Consider the following 16088-nt stretch of genomic DNA (forward strand, 5'->3'; position numbering starts at 1 on the left):
AACCGGTATCCGCTTCGCTCGAAAACGCTCTGGCGATCATTGACCGGCCGGCAATTCGGCGTAGTTGCCGTCCTTGTCACGGCGGTACACGACGTAGTCGATCAGGGTGATGTCACCCTTCGGCGTATAGCTGATCTTGCCGAGCACGGTATCCCAGCTTCCGGCCTTGATGGCCGCCGCGACCTTCTTGGCGTCGGTGGTCTGGGCACGGGCCGCGGCCTGGCTCCAGATCTGGAACGCGGCATAGCTGTAGAGCGTGTAGCCGTCGGGATCGATGCCCTTGTCCTTGAACTTCTTCAAGGTCGCGGCCGCGGTCGCCTTCTTGCGCGGGTCGGGCGAGAAGGTAAACAGCGAGCCTTCGGCAAGCGGACCTGCGATCGCGGCGAACTGCTTGTCGACCAGGGCGTCGCCGCCCATCAGCACAGCATTGACGCCCTGCTCGCGCATCTGGCGCAGGATCAACGCAGCCTCGGCATAATAGCCGCCGACATAGACGAAATCGATCGACTCTTTCTTGAAGCGGGATACCAGAGCGGCAAAATCCTTGTCGCCCTTGGTATAGGCCTCATAAAGCTTTTCCTTCACGCCCGCGGCGTTGATGGCGTTCTTCGTTTCGTCGGCAAGGCCTTTGCCGTAGGTCGTCTTGTCGTGGATGATCGCGACGTTCTTGGTTTTGTAGTTCTTGATAATGTAGGCGGCCGCAACCGAGCCCTGCTGGTCATCCCGGCCGCAGACACGGAACGTGTTCCACAACCCGCGCTCGGTGAATTGCGGATTGGTCGAGCCCGGCGTGATCTGCAGCACATTGCCCTCTGCATAGGCGTCCGACGCAGGGATCGAGGTCGATGAGCAGAAATGCCCAACGACGAACGGAATCCTCGCGCCTGCCATCTTCTCGGCAACCGACACCGCCTGCTTCGGATCGCAGGCATCGTCGCCGACCTCCAGCTTCAGCTTCTTGCCAAGCACGCCACCCGCCGCATTGATATCGGCAATCGCGAGATCAGCACCGTTCTTGAACTGCTGGCCGAAGCTCGCCTCGGAGCCGGTCATCGGCCCGACCACGGCAACACTGATATCCTGTGCCATGGCGGCGCCGGACAAGGCCAGGCTCGCGCCGAGCGCAAGAAAATATCCTCGAAGTGCAAACTTCATCACATTCTCCTCGATGGTCTCAAGTCGCCTCAATGCATCGCAGTCGACGAATCCGCCGATTGCAACGATCACCGGGGGCTGCCTTTTAAGCGCGAGACGATCGGCAGGCTCGGACTGAGGCGACGGGGGATTGGACATATGCGACATCGGGCAACAATGTGAAACACGTTGTCGTGCATTGACGTCTGAAATCGCCCGCAGCGGACGTGATTGGGCGGCGATGTTGGGTGCGCGACAGCACACAGGCTGGCCGAGAGCGCTGTTTGCGACGTCGCCCGAGATCGACCAGATGCCGGACGACGGCGCCGCGCAGCTCGGGCGTCGCGAGCTGGTAGCTGTCGTCAAGCTCCCTGATGTAGAGCGCCAGCAGACGCATCGCCTCGGTGTTCGCGGGCAACGACCGGTTCAGCATGTCCTCGGGATCGCGGACCAGCAGTGCCAGCGCCTTGCGCGGGAGCCTGAGACCGACGAAACGGCTCGGCGAGACCGGGACCACCATGTTGCCCACCTCCGCGCTCGACTCCAGCACGGCCTGCCCCGGGCCCAGCTCGATGTCGCGGCCGCGCTGCGACGCGCGGGCGTTGCCGCTCGTGATGATCGTCAGCACAAGGTCGTCATTGCCGTCGAACAGCTCGCGCGGCCGTGCGATCTTGAGGTTGCTGCACGCCCAGGACACGATCCCGAGCCCAGGCAGCTCGCGCACATTGGCTTCGGCATGGAACGCGCCGACGCTCAGTGGCTCCGGATCGAGCTTCACGATCATCCGCCCGATCTGCTCGCGAAAGATCGGCAAGCGGTCGCGCTCGCCGAAATCCGCGGTCGAGAACCGAAACCCGGCGATATCCGGCGACTGCATCGTCACCGGCTGATCCTCATGGCGGCAGGAGGTGGCCGGTGATATTCGGCCGATTTGTGGCAGCATGACACCGCGCGTAAGCACGGTCCCGTGCTTACGCGTCGGCGCTTTGCTGGCCGACAGGCGATGCTCGGCCGGATCATCCTGACGTTCTTGTCGGATCTGAAATCGCAACCGAGACCGAAATCGTGCTCGCTCGATATTGCCCGGTGTCGTCATCCCAAGCCGTTACGCGGATTATAATTGACTGACCGGACGGTCAATAGTAATCCAAGCGCACGTCACGCAACCTTCGGCCACCAGAAGCCGCAACGGGAGGTCATCATGGTCAGCGATTTGGTGTTGACCGATATCCGCACCGGATATCGCGTCGTGACGCTCAACGCCTTTCTCGAAAAGCGCGCGACGCGCTTTGTCGGACGAGCCAAAGCTTGAACGTTCGGATTGAACATTCCGCCGTCAAGGCGAGACGCATCATTGATCACAAGTCAGAAGGTCCAATTGCGATGACACAGCCTCAATCCAGTGGTGCACGGACGGCGGGCAACGTCATGAAGCTCGACAGCTTCGTGCGCGGAAAATGGTCCGGCCCGGGCGAACCGGCAGCCGAGATTCACAGTGCCGTCACCGGCGATGTGGTGGCGGTCACCACCAGGAGCGATCTCGACATGCGCGAGATCCTCGCCTATGGCCGCGCGATCGGCGGCAAACATCTCAGAAAGCTGACGTTCCATCAGCGCGCGGGCCTACTGAAGGCGCTGGCCGACTATCTGACCCAGCACAAGGACCGGCTCTACAAACTGTCATTCCACGCAGGCGCAACCCGCACCGACGCAATGATCGACGTCGACGGCGGCATCGGCACGTTGTTCGCCTATGCCGGCAAGGGCCGCCGCGAGCTCCCGAACAGCAAATTCCTGCTCGATGGCAACGTCGAAGGGCTCTCCAAGGCTGGCGCATTCGCCGGTCAGCATATCGTGACGCCGCTGCACGGCGTCGCAGTGCACATCAACGCATTCAACTTCCCGTGCTGGGGCATGCTGGAGAAGCTGGCGCCGGCGCTGCTGGCCGGCGTGCCCGTCGTGACCAAGCCCGCGACGGTCACCTCCTATGTCGCCCACGAGCTGGTTCGGATCATCACCGAATCCGGCGCGCTGCCCGAAGGCGTGCTGCAATTCATCGTCGGATCGACCGGCGACTTGTTCGACCATCTGACCTGCCAGGACGTCGTGTCCTTCACAGGCTCGGCCGACACGTCGCAAAAACTGCAGCGGCATCTGGTCATCGCGCGCGAGGCGGTCAGGTTCATCGCCGAACGGGATTCGCTGAACGCCGCAATCCTCGCTCCGGACGCAGTGCCGGGAAGTCCGGAGTTCGACCTCTTCGTCAAGGAAGTGGCGAAGGAGATGACGGTCAAGGCCGGCCAGAAATGCACCGCGATCCGTCGCGCGCTGGTGCCGTCGGCACGACTCGATGCCGTGATCACGGCGCTGCGCGACCGTCTGGCCAAGGTCACGATCGGCAATCCCGAAAACGACAAGGTCAGGATGGGGCCGCTTGTCGGGCTCGGCCAGCGCAGCGATGTGCTTGCCCATGTCGCGAAGCTTCGCGCCGAAGCCGAACTGGTGGCCGGCGATCCCGGCAACTTCGCGCCGCTCGATGCCGACGCGAAGCGCGGCGCCTTCGTTCCGCCGCTGCTGCTGCATTGCGCCAAGCCGCTCGCCGCATCCGCAGTCCACGCGATCGAGGCGTTCGGCCCTGTCAGCACCGTGATGGGTTACGACGATCTGGAGCAGGCCATCGCGCTGACCAATCGCGGCGGCGGCAGCCTCGTCGCATCCATCTACACGCACGACATCCCGGCAGCGACCGAACTGGCATTTGGCATCGGCAGTTTTCACGGCCGCGTCGCGATCATCGACCGCGACTGCGCGAGCGAGCACACCGGACACGGTTCGCCGATGCCGCAGATGGTTCACGGCGGCCCCGGCCGGGCCGGCGGCGGCGAGGAACTGGGCGGCGTCCGCAGCCTCCAGCACTACATGCAGCGCACCGCATTGCAGGGATCGCCGGCGATGCTGAGCGGCGTCACCGGCCGCTGGTTCAAGGGCAGCCCGATGCTCGAAGGCGACCTGCATCCGTTCCGCTATCACTATGACGATCTCGAGATCGGCCGCACGCTGGTCTCGAAGTCGCGGCAGGTCACGCTCGACGACATCGAGCACTTCGCGCATTTCACGGGCGACACCTTCTACGCCCATATGGACGAGGAAGCGACCAAGGGGCATCCTTTCTTCCCGGGCCGCGTCGCGCATGGCTATCTGCTGCTGTCGTTTGCGGCCGGCCTGTTCGTCGATCCCGACTACGGGCCGGTGCTGGCGAATTACGGCCTCGACTCGCTGCGCTTCGTCAAACCCGTCCAGCCCGGCGAACAGATCCAGGTGCGGCTGACGGCGAAGGAGAAGATGCCGCGCAACAAGCAATATGGCGAGGTACGCTGGGACGTCGAGATCACGACCGGCACCGGCGAAACCGCGGCGACCTACGAGCTGCTGACCATGAACGCGATGCGGGGTTAAGAGGCGCGTCAGAGCAACTCGGCCTGTCGGCCGCGGCCGGCCGATTTCGCCCTGCCGCGCGGCCGGGTGGCGCCGGCCGCGGCATCGTCGGCGCCGGCCAGCACGAGCTGCGCGACGAAACCGGCATATTCGGCGCGGGTCATCGGCCCGCCCTCGCGAAACCACATGTAATGCCAGTTCAGCATGCCGAAGACGCTCATCGTCAGCGGCTTGAGCAGGCGCTTGTGCTTCGCCGCCGGCACGGCGGCGGCGAGTGCGTCCGACATGATCCCGACCAGGATCCGCTCGCTTGCGAGCAGCGGCTGCTGCTTGTCCTTCGGCAACAGCTTGAGACTTGAGATCTGGACCTGATGTTCGGCGTCGGCATGCCGGTAGAGCTCGAGCAGGGTCGCAACGATCGTCCTGAAGCGCGCGACCGGATCGCCGGCCTGTGCGCTCGCCTTGCGGACCGCCGCCACCAGCTTCGCGAGGTGCGACGACAGGATATCGAACAGGATCGCTTCCTTGTCGGGATAATAGTGATAGAGCAGCGCCTTCGAAACCCCGCAGGCATCGGCGATGGTGTTCATCGACGTGCCGACATATCCCGATGCGGCAAACAGCTGGGCCGAGCGATGCAGCATTGAGAGGCGCTTGTCGTCATAGTCCTTGGCGCGCGATCGGGCCATGTCTTGTCCGTTTCACCAGGCGGCCGTTCGGCCATCGTCCAGAGATGTCAGTCAATAGTCGCAAGGTTCCGGGACCACAGCCCCGCCTCCGAACCGCTATTTATTGACCATCCGGTCGGACAATTCCATAAGCCCGGCGATCGGGCAACATTGCCCGGAATGAATTTTCCTGGCGCCGCGTCGCGAGAGCATCTCTCTGCTGCAAATCGCCTCGCCATGCGCGTCTGATTGCAAAGTTCGCGGCGCCGCCGAGTTTCGCGCGCGTCCCGAACAGGAGCGTGTTATCGTTCATCGAACGGCTCGGAATGCGAAGGAGGCTCTGGGTGCGGACATCCTCTTGGCTCCACGTCCTTCGTCGCGCGGCCCGTCGGCTGAAGAGATGGCAGCGGCGGCTGGCCCGCGCCGCCAACCCCGACGGCAAGGACATGCACGAACTCTTTCTGTTTGGTCCTCACGGCTGATCGCTCGTTGGCGCGACGCATGCCCAGTCGAGACCGCAGCAGATGTGATCCATCGCCACGCCGACGTCAGTCTGCCCACGCCGCACATGTCGTGCGGCAGGATCACGCACAGAGCGATAGCATGACAGCTCCTCGAGCGCGTCACGTCATCATCGTCGGCGGCGGTGCAAGCGGCGTCCTGCTGGCGCACCAGCTACTGCGTCAACCGACGGACGATGTCCGTGTCAGCCTGATCGAGCAGCGTCCCGACATCGGGCGCGGCATCGCCTATCATACCGGCAATCCGGATCATCTGCTCAATGTACGGGTCGCGAATATGAGTGCGCTGCCCGACCAGCCGGACCATTTCTGGCACTGGCTGATCTCGCGCGGGGCGGACGCGCCGCTCTGCCCTGATCCCTATTGCTTCGTGCCGCGGCGCATCTTTGGTGACTACATTGCCAGTCTGCTCGAGCAACAGGCGTCCGATCAGGCCAACATCCAACGCCTGTCGATCGTGCACGGCAGATGCATCGCGATCCGCGAACGGCGAGGCGACGTCACCGCCAGCCTCGACGACGGCCGGCAGCTGGTCGGCGACATCGTCGTTCTCGCAACCGGACACGATCCACGCGCGAACAGTCCGGGACATGCCGATCCCTGGGCAGCACCGTCTGCCGCTGCGATCGCCGACGACGCGACCGTCCTGATCCTCGGCACGGGCCTGACGATGGTCGATTACGTGCTGTCGTTGCTGCGCGACGGACATCGCGGGCCGATCGTTGCGATGTCGCGCCGAGGCCTTCTCGCGAAACCGCACCGCCGGGTCGACGCCGTGCACATCGAGGAGGCGGAGGTCCCCTTCGGCTCCGGAATCGGCAGCCTGCTTCGCTGGCTTCGCGGCCGCATCGACCGGCACATCGCAGCGGGCGGCGATTGGCGCAGCGTGATCGATGGGCTTCGCCCCCATACCCAGCGACTGTGGCGTGAGCTCCCGCTTTCGTCCAAGCGCCGGTTCCTCGAGCACGCACGCGCCTGGTGGGACGTGCATCGGCATCGGATGGCGCCGCAAGTGGAGGTCCGGATCACTGAAGCGATCTATGGAGGCCGGCTCACCCCGATGGCCGCAAAGCTGATCTCGGCCGAGCCCGACCGGACAGGCGCGATCGTCAGTTACCGGCGGCGCGGCGAGAGCAGGCTCCGTCGCATGCATGTCGGCGCCATCGTCGACTGCACCGGCATTGTCAAGGATCCGCGCGCAACCGCCAATCCCGCGGTGCGCAGCCTGCTCGAGCTTGGCCTGGCGCGCGTCGATCCGCTCCGCATCGGCATCGAAACCGATCGCAATTGCGCGATCATCGGTCACGACGGCGTCCCATCGCGCCGCCTGTATGCCGTCGGCCCGCTCACGCGCGCCGCGTTCTGGGAAATCAGCGCAATTCCCGACATCCGCAACCAATGCGCCGAGCTTGCCGCTCTGCTGGTTCACTCCGACGAGGGGCGGCGACTTGCATCCCTCGCGCGCGTCTAGAACCCCGTTCCGATGGAATCGGAACGGAGCTCCAGATTCCAGTTTTGACGCGCTTTCCTGCCGCGAACCGGCGTCCACTTCGCTCGGGAAAGCTCTAGCTGCCGAAGCCGGCCGGAATGAACGCCGGCAGCTTCTCCTCGATGAAGTGCTTGACCTCGGGTGAATTGAAGACCTGGATGAAGGCCTTCAGGCGCGGATCGTCCTTCTTGTCCGGCCGCGCGGTAAAGCGCAGCACGAGACCGTCATCGACCGTGCGGTCGATCACCAGCGCCGATTTTGGATCACCGCCGGCCGGAATCAGATAGGTGATGTTGACGAGCGCAAGCGTGACGTCATCGAGCGACCGGTAGGTCTGCGCCGGATCGAGCTCGACGATCTTCAGGTTCTTGGGATTTTCGATGATATCAAACCGATTGACCGAAAAACCCTTGCCCGGCGCCAGCTTGATCAGTCCGGCGCGTTCGAGCAGGATCAAGCCACGCGCGCCGTTGAGCGGCTCGTTCGGGATCGCAACGCTGTCGCCGGACTTGATCTCCTCGAGCGACTTGATCTTCTTCGAGAACAGCCCGACGGGCGCGATCACGCCGACCTTGTCGACCTGGACCAGGTCGAAGCCGCGCTGCTTGTTCTGGATCGCGAGATAGGTGGCGTGCTGGAACAGGTTGGCGTCGACGTCGCCGCTGTTCACCGCCTCGTTCAACGCGACCCAGTCCGACAGCTCGACGATCTTGACGTCCTGCCCCTTATCCCTGGCGAGCTTGGCGGCAAAGCCAGCCAGCTGACCGACCGGGCCGGCGCTGGTCGCGATCTTGAGAGGTTCGTCCGCAACGGCGGCCGCAGTCATGGCAAGCAGCACGCCAGCCGCCTGCGCCAGGCGCAACAATGTCTTCATGGTCTCGGTTTCAACTCCGTCTTCAGGGATCGATCAGGCCGCCTTGCGGCCGCTGCTTCCCGCCTCAGCCTCGGCCAATGCCTGGGTGAGGTCGGCGAGGATGTCGTCGGGATGTTCGATGCCGACCGAAAGCCTGATGTAGCCGGGCGTCACGCCTGCCGCGAGCTGTTCCGCGGCGCTCAGCTGCTGATGGGTGGTCGACGCCGGGTGGATCGCCAGCGAGCGCGCATCGCCGATATTGGCGACGTGATAGAACAGTTTCAGCGCATCGATGAAACGACGGCCGGTCTCGACGCCCCCCTTCAGCTCGAAGCCGACCAGCCCGCCATAGCCGCCCTTCAGATAGAGATCGGCGCGGCGCCGGTCCTCCCCGCTCTGCAGTCCGGGGAAGATCACGTGCGAAACGGCGGGATGTCGTGCCAGGAAATTCGCGACCTTGATCGCGTTCTCGTTGTGCTGACGCAGCCGCAGGGGCAAGGTCTCGAGTCCCTGGATGAACTGAAATGCGTTCTGGGGAGCGACCGCGGCACCGAGATCGCGCAGCAGCTTCACGCGCGCGCGCAGGATGTAGGCGATCGGACCCAGCGGCTTGGCTGCCTCGGTCCAGATCGCGCCGTGATAGGCATCGTCCGGCTGCGTCAGCAGCGGGAAGCGCTCGGCGTGCGCCGCCCAGTCGAAATTGCCGCCGTCGATGATCGCTCCGCCAATCGACGTGCCGTGGCCGCCGATATACTTTGTCGCGGAATAGACGACGATCGCTGCGCCGTGCTCGAACGGGCGCGCAATGAGCGGGACGGCGGTGTTGTCGAGAATCAGCGGCACGCCGAGCGAACGGCCGATATCCGCGACTTCCCTGATCGGGAAGACGTTGAGCTTGGGGTTCGGCAGCGTCTCGGCGAAATAGGCCCGGGTCTTCGCATCGGTCGCCCGGCGGAAGTTTTCCGGATCGGCCGGATCGACGAAGCGAACCTCGATGCCGAACTGCTTCAGCGTCTGCGACAGCAGCGTCCAGGTGCCGCCGTACAGATCGGTCGATGAGACGATATTGTCGCCGGCTTGCGCGATGTTGAAGATCGCGTAGGCCGTCGCCGACTGGCCCGACGCCACGGCCAGCGCGCCAACGCCGCCTTCCAGCGCGGCCAGGCGCTCCTCGAACGCGTCAGCCGTCGGATTCTTGATCCTGGTGTAGATCTGTCCGATCGCCTCCAGGGCGAACAGCCGCGATGCGTGATCGGTATTCTCGAATTGAAAGGACGTCGTTTGGTAGATCGGAACGGCGACGGCGCCGGTCGCCGGGTCAGACCGGTACGATCCGCCATGCAAGGCGAGCGTCTCGACATTCTTGGTTTCGATCGGCATCTCGAAATTCTCCTGAAATCCGTGGACCCAGCATCAAAAGGCAAAGAATGATGCGCAGCAGCGTCCGCGACTGTCGAGACATCGGAGAAAATAGCGATGAGCGTGCTGGCGGCGCGTCTGATGGCGTCGCTAATTTTTCAGCCGCGGCGCCTGTCGCGTAACATTTGTTTCACTGCTCCGCCGGTTTGAACGGCTCAGTGGAGCTGATGAGTCATCTGCCGATCGCGCCTGCAAATCAGTACGCAATGTCGTGCATACCGTCATTTCGAACAGCACGACGACGTCGAACAAACGAATCTCTGCTGCGCCGGATCGAAGACAAAGCACGATCTTGATCCTGTCTTTCCATATAGAAAATAAAACCGCGCAGCTGACGTGATAAATCACCTCTCAGTCCTCAATTAGCGAAATTGCGCAATGACCAGACCAAAGGAACTTCGCTTCAACGCGTTCAACATGATGGCGCCGAGCCACAACTGGGCCGGTCTCTGGTCGCATCCGCGCGACACTTCACTCAACTACAACTCGCTCGACTATTGGGTCGACTACGCCAGAACCGCCGAACACGGCCTGCTCGACGGCATCTTCCTCGCCGACGTCTTTGGTATCTATGACGTCTACGGCAGCAGTCCTGACACTGCGCTGCGTCACGCCGTTCAATTGCCGAACGCCGAGCCGACCCTGCTCGTCTCCGCCATGGCTTACGCAACGAAGCATCTCGGCTTCGGCATCACATCCAACCTCACCTACGAGCATCCCTACCAGTTCGCCCGCCGCTTCTCGACGCTCGATCATCTCACTCGCGGGCGGATCGGCTGGAACATCGTCACCGGCTATCTCGACAGCGGCGCCCGCGGAATGGGCCTTGAGGCCAACCGCGCGCATGATGAACGCTACGAGGCGGCCGAGGAGTTTCTCATTGCGAGCTATAAGCTATGGGAAGGCAGCTGGGAGGACGGCGCCGTTCGCCGTGACCGGACAGCGCGCGTGTTCACGGATCCGGCAAGGATCCACAATGTGCGGCACCAGGGACTTCATTACCAGGTCGACGGCATCCACCTCGCCGAACCCTCGCCACAACGCACACCGTTGCTGTATCAGGCGGGAACCTCGAAGCGCGGCCGCGCCTTCGCGGCGAGGCACGCGGAGGCGATCTTCCTCAACGGCCAGACCAGGCCCATTCTGGCCCGTGCCGTACGCGAGATCAGGGAAGCGGCCAAGGCGTTCGGACGAGATCTCTATGATATCCGCCTGTTCGCCGGCGCGACCGTGATCGTTGCCCCGACGCGCGCGGAGGCCAACGATCTGCTCGAGGAGTACGCAGGGTATGTCGATCAAGCCGGCCAGCTGGCTCTGCTCTCGGGCTGGACCGGCATCGACTTCTCGAACTATCGTCCCGATCAGGCGGTACAATATGTCGAGAGCAACGCGATCCAGTCGATGGTCGAGAATTTCACGTTGCGGAGCGAGCGGCCGGTCAAGGTCGGTGATCTCGCGACGCTGAGCCGGATCGGCGCACGCTCGCCATTCGTGGTCGGCTCACCCCAGGACGTGGCCGATGAGCTGATCGCCTGGGCCGACGAAACCGACGTCGACGGCTTCAACCTGTTCCGCCTCGTCGCGCCGGAATCACTGACGTCATTCGTCGACCTCGTCGTGCCGGAATTGCAGTCACGCGGAGTCTACAAGACAGCCTATCGCGAAGGCACGCTCCGCGAGAAGCTGTTCCCCGGACGCGGACCCTATCTTGACGCCACGCATCCCGGCGCCGGCTTCCGCCGCGCCTCGACGGCAGCGCGCACCGAAGCCGCCGAATAGATCGGCCTGGAAACCTCCTGGCGATGGGCGGTCAACGCCCGTCACCAGGTTGCGATGTAGGTGCCCTTGAAGCGTTTCTCGAGGAATGCCTTGACCTCCTCGGAATGGTAGGCATCGATCAACTGCTTGACCCAGGGCTTGTCCTTGTCCGCCTCGCGCACGGCAACGATGTTGACCCACGGGCCATCGGCCGCCTCGCGAGCAATTGCATCGGTGGCGGGATTGAGCCCGGCCTGAACCGCATAATTGTTGTTGATCGAGACCAGATCGACATCTTGCAGGGAACGCGGCAACTGCGCGGCATCAAGCTCGACGAAGCGCAGATGCTTCGGATTGTCAGTGATGTCGGCAATGGTCGACGCGACGTTGTTGGGGTCCTTGAGCTTGATCACGCCGTGCAGCGCAAGGATCATCAGGCCGCGCGCGCCATTGGAAGGATCGTTGGCGATCGCCACCCGCCCGCCATCCGGAAGATCGGCCAGCTTCTTGTATTTCAACGAGTAGACACCCTGCGGCGACGCAATCGTGTTGGCGACCTTGACGATCTTCCAGCCGGTCTTCGATATCTGGTTCTTCAAATAAGGTTCGTGCTGGAACGAATTGGCCTCGAGATCCCCGAGCGCGAGCGCCTGGTTCGGGATCACGTAGTCCGTGAATTCGACCACCCTGATGTCGAACCCATGGCCCGCAGCCACCTTCTTGACGACTTCGAGGATCTCGGCGTGTGGTCCGGTCGTGACGCCAACGCGGACCGTCTCGGCCCTCGCGGTGCCGACCAGGAGCGTTACCGCGGCAACCGCCGTCATCAGAATACGCATCATCATCCCTCAGCAATTGGAGCGGCAACTACCAGCCGGGCAGCACCGCGCCCTTGAACTTGGTCTGGACGAATTCCTTGATCTCGGGCGTGTGGTAGCTGTCGACCAGGATCTTGACCCACGGCTTGTCCTTGTCGGCGGAGCGAACCGCAATCAGATTGACGTATGGCCCTTTCGGATCCTCGCGCAGGATCGGATCCTTGACCGGATCGAGACCGGCCTGTGTCGCATAGTTGGTGTTGATGACCGCCGCATCGACATCGTCGAGCGCCCGGGGCGCCTGGGCTGCGTCGACCTCGACGAATTTCAGGTTTTTGGGATTGTCGGCGATGTCGATAACGGTCGGCTTGAAGCCGACGTCGCTCTTCAGCTTGATTGCGCCCTTGTCGCGCAGCAGAAGCAGCGCCCGGCCGCCATTGGTCGGATCATTGGGAATTGAGACCTTGGCTCCGTCAGGAACGTCGGCCCAGTTCTTGTGCTTGCGCGAATAGACGCCGATCGGAAAATTGACCGTCAGTCCCACCTGCTCGATCTTGTAGCCGCGATCGGCTTTCTGGTTGTCCAGATAAGGCTGGTTCTGAAACGAGTTGGCCTGGATGTCGCCGGCGTCGAGCGCCGCGTTCGGAACGACATAGTCGGAGAACTCGATAAGCTGAAGCTCGAGCCCGCTCTTCGCCGCGATCGGTTTCACGGCCTCAAGGATTTGTGCATGCGGCCCGGGTGTCACGCCGATCTTGATCGTTTCTGCCGCGGCGGCGGTCGACCAGATCGCAACAGCGCCTGCAAGAGCGAAAATGGATCGAAGCAACATCTTGGTCTCCATGGAACTGAACTCGCTATCAAGCTCATCGCTCGCGCCGGGGACGAAATCAATGAAATGAGAATCCAAATTTTTCCCGATGACGAGTCGCCGCTGCTGTGGCCGCGATGAAAAGAGAATGGAGCCGGCCGGGCATCTTGGCGCAGCGAGCGACTTATCTGCCGATGCCGGCGGCAACGCGTAGGCCAAAAATACTTTTCTCGCTGACTTCGCTCGCAGAGAAAATTGCACTCGTTCGGACGGCTTCTCCGCGATTGCCTCCGACGCACCGATTGCACACAAATGGCAACAGATCGAACCGGCTAAGGACAACTTGCCATGCCCATCTTTGCCCGCCCCATCCCGCAAGCGCAGGCCGCATCATCGGCGACTGCGATGTCGCGCCGTCTTGCTGTCGCCGCCATCGGGCTGCTTGCGATGACCTCGCTGGTTCGGCCTGCGGCCGCCGAGGAAATCCGGATCGGCTACCAGAAATCGTCGACGCTGACCGCTATCCTGAAGACCAACGGCGCGCTGGAGAAGGCGTTGGCGCCGCTCGGCATCACCGTGTCGTGGCACGAGTTCACCAGCGGCCTGCCGCTGCTCGAGGCCATCAATGTCGGCAGCATCGATTTCGGAGCCGACGTCGCCGACACCGTGCCGATCTTCGCCCAGGCCGCCGGCGCCAAGCTCGCTTACGTCGCCGAGGAAGCCGCTTCTCCATCGGCGCAGGCGATCCTGGTGCCGAAGGATTCCGCGATCAAAGCGCCGGCCGATCTCAAGGGCAAGAAGGTCGCGGTCACCAAGGGCGCGGGCAGCCACTTCCTGCTGCTAGCGGTACTTGCCAAGGCCGGACTGTCCTTCAAGGACATCACGCCGGCCTATCTGACGCCGGCCGATGGCCGCGCGGCATTCGTCAGCGGCAATGTCGACGCCTGGGTCGCCTGGGATCCGTTCCTCAGCAGCGCGCAACGCCAGTCCAGCGCGCGCGTCCTGACCGACGGCAGCGGCGGGCTCGCCAACTACAAGCGTTACTATCTTGCCTCGGCCGCGATCGCCGAAAAGCGGGCCGATGCACTGAATGTCATCTTTGCCAGGTTGGTGGAAACCGGCACCTGGATCAAAGCCAATCCGAACGAGGCCGCGGCGCTGCTCGCCGGCCTGTGGGGCATCGACGCCGCCACGGTGGAGGAGGCCAACAGCCATCGCTCCTACAAGGTCGGCGTGGTCACCGCGGCCGGCCTTTCCGAGCAGCAGAAGATCGCCGATACCTTCACGGCGGAAGGTCTGCTGCCACGCAAGGTCGATACCGGCGACGTCAAGATCTGGGCACCGAAGGGATCGTGACGCCACCGCGCCTTTAGCGATGACGCAGGCGGCGGTTGACGCGGCGCGCCAGATAGTCGCCGGCGGTCTGCACGGTCTGAACCAGCGCGATCAAAACGACGACGACCGCCAGCATCATTTCGGGCATGAAGCGCTGATAGCCATAGCGAATGCCGAGGTCGCCGAGGCCGCCGCCTCCGACGGCCCCGACCATTGCGGAGTAGCCGAGCAGGCTGACCACCGCGAGTGTCAAGGCCAGCACCAGGCCCGGCAACGCCTCCGGGATCAAGACCTTGAACACGATTTGCAACGGGCTTGCACCGAACGAGGACGCCGTCTCGATCAGACCGGCATCGACCTCGCGGATCGCCGCCTCGACCAGACGGGCAATGAACGGCGTTGCCGCGATGGTGAGCGGCACGATTGCCGCGCCCGATCCGATCGAGGTGCCGGCAATCAGCCGCGTGAAAGGAATGATCGCAACCACCAGGATGATGAACGGCGTCGAGCGGGCCGCATTGACGATGACGCCGAGCACGCCATTGGCTGGCGGCGCGGCGAACAGCTCCCCTTTCCGGCTGGTCGCCAGGAAGACGCCAAGCGGAAGGCCCAGCGCGGTCGCAACCAGCGCAGCCACCGAGACCATGAAAAGGCTCTCGCCCGTGGCCTGAACGATCAGGTTGATGAGTTCACGCGACATAGCCGAGACGCTCCACCAGAATGTCATGCTGAGAAAGATAGGCCAGGGCCTGCCTGGCCGTGGCTTCACCGCCGGGAATGCCAAGGATTAGCGAGCCCACGTGCTGGCCGCCGATCTCATCGATGCGGGCCGATAGCAGCGCCACGTCATGGGACAGTTCGCGCGAAAGCCGCGCCACGACGGTGTCGCCGGCTTCAGTACCGCGCACCTGCACGCGAAGGACCGTCTGCCCGCCGGCAACCGGCTGTGGCGAAAGGCGGCTCGCCAGCGAGACCGGAACACTGTCCCCGATCACCTCGGAAAGGAACGCCTGCGTGACCGGATGCTGGGGATGCGTGAAGATTTCCGCGACATGGCCGCGTTCGACGACCTGGCCGCCGTCGATCACCGCGACTTCCTTGGCGAGTTGGCGGACCACCGACATCTCGTGGGTGATCAACACGATCGTGACCCCGAGTTCACGATTGATGTTGGCCAGCAGGTCCAGAATCGCGCGCGTGGTCTGCGGATCGAGCGCCGACGTCGCCTCGTCGGACAGCAGCACATTCGGCCGAGTCGCCAGCGCGCGGGCGATGCCGATGCGCTGCTTCTGGCCGCCGGACAATTCCGAGGGATAACGATCGTATTTGTCGGCAATGCCGACGAGCTCGAGCAGCTCGGCCACACGGACGGCGATGTCGGCCCTGGACCAGCCGGCGATCTCGAGCGGCAAGGCGATATTGTCCGCCGCCGTCCGCGACGACAGCAGGTTGAAGTGCTGGAAGATCATGCCGATCGAGCGCTGCGCCAGGCGCAGCTCGCGACCGGCAAGCGCCGAGATCTCGCTGTTATCGACGACGACGCGGCCGCTCGACGGCTTCTCAAGCCCGTTGATGAGGCGGACGAGGCTCGATTTGCCAGCGCCGGAGCGGCCGATCACGCCGGTGATCGAGCCGCGCGGGATCGCGAAGTCGATCGCCTGCAAGGCATGCACGCTCGGCTTGCCGCGATAGGCCGGATAGACCTTCGAGACCGCCTCGAAGCGGATCATGGCTCCGCTCGCGTTGGAAGCGAGCGGAATGGACGGCAGCGGCGCAACATGCTGCGCCGTCGTCAGGGATTGATGTACATTCATTCAGTCGGTCCAATTGGGAAATGGCTTCGGTCG

The 16088-nt window shown here is 63.5% G+C and carries 15 protein-coding genes; 5 read left to right on the forward strand and 10 right to left on the reverse strand.

The window, feature by feature from the left end:
* Positions 1-36 precede the first annotated feature (36 nt).
* The gene (locus tag ACVMDN_RS29710) at positions 37-1155 is read right to left on the reverse strand and encodes a branched-chain amino acid ABC transporter substrate-binding protein (RefSeq protein ID WP_456834797.1); all 1119 of its coding nucleotides are present in this window, start codon (positions 1153-1155) and stop codon (positions 37-39) included.
* 85 nt (positions 1156-1240) lie between these two features.
* Entirely contained in the window at positions 1241-2230 is a 990-nt protein-coding gene (locus ACVMDN_RS29715) for a cupin domain-containing protein (protein WP_141340389.1), read from the reverse strand.
* A 24-nt stretch (positions 2231-2254) separates the two neighbouring features.
* Between ACVMDN_RS29715 and ACVMDN_RS29720 the strand changes: the two genes are divergently transcribed.
* On the forward strand, positions 2255-2446 hold the full coding sequence (locus ACVMDN_RS29720; protein ID WP_141340388.1) for a hypothetical protein: 192 nt from the start codon (positions 2255-2257) through the stop codon (positions 2444-2446).
* Positions 2447-2562: 116 nt separating this feature from the next.
* Positions 2563-4590 (forward strand): phenylacetic acid degradation bifunctional protein PaaZ, encoded by a 2028-nt coding sequence (paaZ, locus tag ACVMDN_RS29725; RefSeq protein WP_141340400.1) that lies wholly within the window; start codon positions 2563-2565, stop codon positions 4588-4590.
* A gap of 8 nt (positions 4591-4598) precedes the next feature.
* Here paaZ and ACVMDN_RS29730 read toward each other — a convergent pair whose 3' ends face one another.
* Positions 4599-5258: a TetR/AcrR family transcriptional regulator gene (locus ACVMDN_RS29730; protein WP_141340387.1), complete on the reverse strand. Its 660-nt coding sequence runs from the start codon at positions 5256-5258 to the stop codon at positions 4599-4601.
* Between the two features lie 582 nt (positions 5259-5840).
* Here ACVMDN_RS29730 and ACVMDN_RS29735 point away from each other — a divergent pair.
* Complete coding sequence (locus ACVMDN_RS29735) at positions 5841-7229, forward strand: FAD/NAD(P)-binding protein (protein ID WP_141340386.1); 1389 nt, start codon at positions 5841-5843, stop codon at positions 7227-7229.
* Between the two features lie 94 nt (positions 7230-7323).
* Here the strand turns inward: ACVMDN_RS29735 and ACVMDN_RS29740 are convergent, their stop codons facing one another.
* The 3 genes from ACVMDN_RS29740 to ACVMDN_RS29750 form a co-directional block, all read right to left on the reverse strand.
* The gene (locus ACVMDN_RS29740) at positions 7324-8121 is read right to left on the reverse strand and encodes a MetQ/NlpA family ABC transporter substrate-binding protein (protein WP_141340385.1); all 798 of its coding nucleotides are present in this window, start codon (positions 8119-8121) and stop codon (positions 7324-7326) included.
* A gap of 33 nt (positions 8122-8154) precedes the next feature.
* Positions 8155-9480, reverse strand: coding sequence for an O-acetylhomoserine aminocarboxypropyltransferase/cysteine synthase family protein (locus ACVMDN_RS29745; RefSeq protein WP_141340384.1), 1326 nt, complete (start codon positions 9478-9480; stop codon positions 8155-8157).
* 129 nt (positions 9481-9609) lie between these two features.
* Positions 9610-9867 carry a hypothetical protein gene (locus ACVMDN_RS29750; protein ID WP_141340383.1) on the reverse strand — a complete coding sequence of 86 codons (258 nt, stop codon included), beginning with the start codon at positions 9865-9867 and terminating at the stop codon, positions 9610-9612.
* 30 nt (positions 9868-9897) lie between these two features.
* Here ACVMDN_RS29750 and ACVMDN_RS29755 point away from each other — a divergent pair, with 30 nt between their 5' ends.
* The gene (locus ACVMDN_RS29755; RefSeq protein WP_141340382.1) at positions 9898-11298 is read left to right on the forward strand and encodes an LLM class flavin-dependent oxidoreductase; all 1401 of its coding nucleotides are present in this window, start codon (positions 9898-9900) and stop codon (positions 11296-11298) included.
* 41 nt (positions 11299-11339) lie between these two features.
* Here ACVMDN_RS29755 and ACVMDN_RS29760 read toward each other — a convergent pair whose 3' ends face one another.
* Together ACVMDN_RS29760 and ACVMDN_RS29765 are read right to left on the reverse strand one after the other, a co-directional pair.
* A complete protein-coding gene (locus ACVMDN_RS29760; protein WP_456835855.1) occupies positions 11340-12116 on the reverse strand; it encodes a MetQ/NlpA family ABC transporter substrate-binding protein in 777 nt (258 codons plus the stop codon).
* A gap of 28 nt (positions 12117-12144) precedes the next feature.
* Positions 12145-12939, reverse strand: coding sequence for a MetQ/NlpA family ABC transporter substrate-binding protein (locus tag ACVMDN_RS29765; RefSeq protein ID WP_057017483.1), 795 nt, complete (start codon positions 12937-12939; stop codon positions 12145-12147).
* Positions 12940-13254: 315 nt separating this feature from the next.
* Here ACVMDN_RS29765 and ACVMDN_RS29770 point away from each other — a divergent pair, with 315 nt between their 5' ends.
* On the forward strand, positions 13255-14262 hold the full coding sequence (locus ACVMDN_RS29770; RefSeq protein WP_456814848.1) for an aliphatic sulfonate ABC transporter substrate-binding protein: 1008 nt from the start codon (positions 13255-13257) through the stop codon (positions 14260-14262).
* Between the two features lie 13 nt (positions 14263-14275).
* On the opposite strand, the gene ACVMDN_RS29775 is transcribed toward ACVMDN_RS29770, so the two are convergent.
* Positions 14276-14941, reverse strand: a complete 666-nt coding sequence (locus tag ACVMDN_RS29775) for a methionine ABC transporter permease (protein WP_141340380.1) — start codon at positions 14939-14941, stop codon at positions 14276-14278.
* Entirely contained in the window at positions 14931-16055 is a 1125-nt protein-coding gene (locus ACVMDN_RS29780; protein ID WP_253589213.1) for a methionine ABC transporter ATP-binding protein, read from the reverse strand. Before ACVMDN_RS29780 ends, ACVMDN_RS29775 begins: the two co-directional genes overlap by 11 nt.
* Positions 16056-16088: the final 33 nt, after the last annotated feature.

The organism is Bradyrhizobium sp. USDA 4510 (assembly GCF_054059095.1).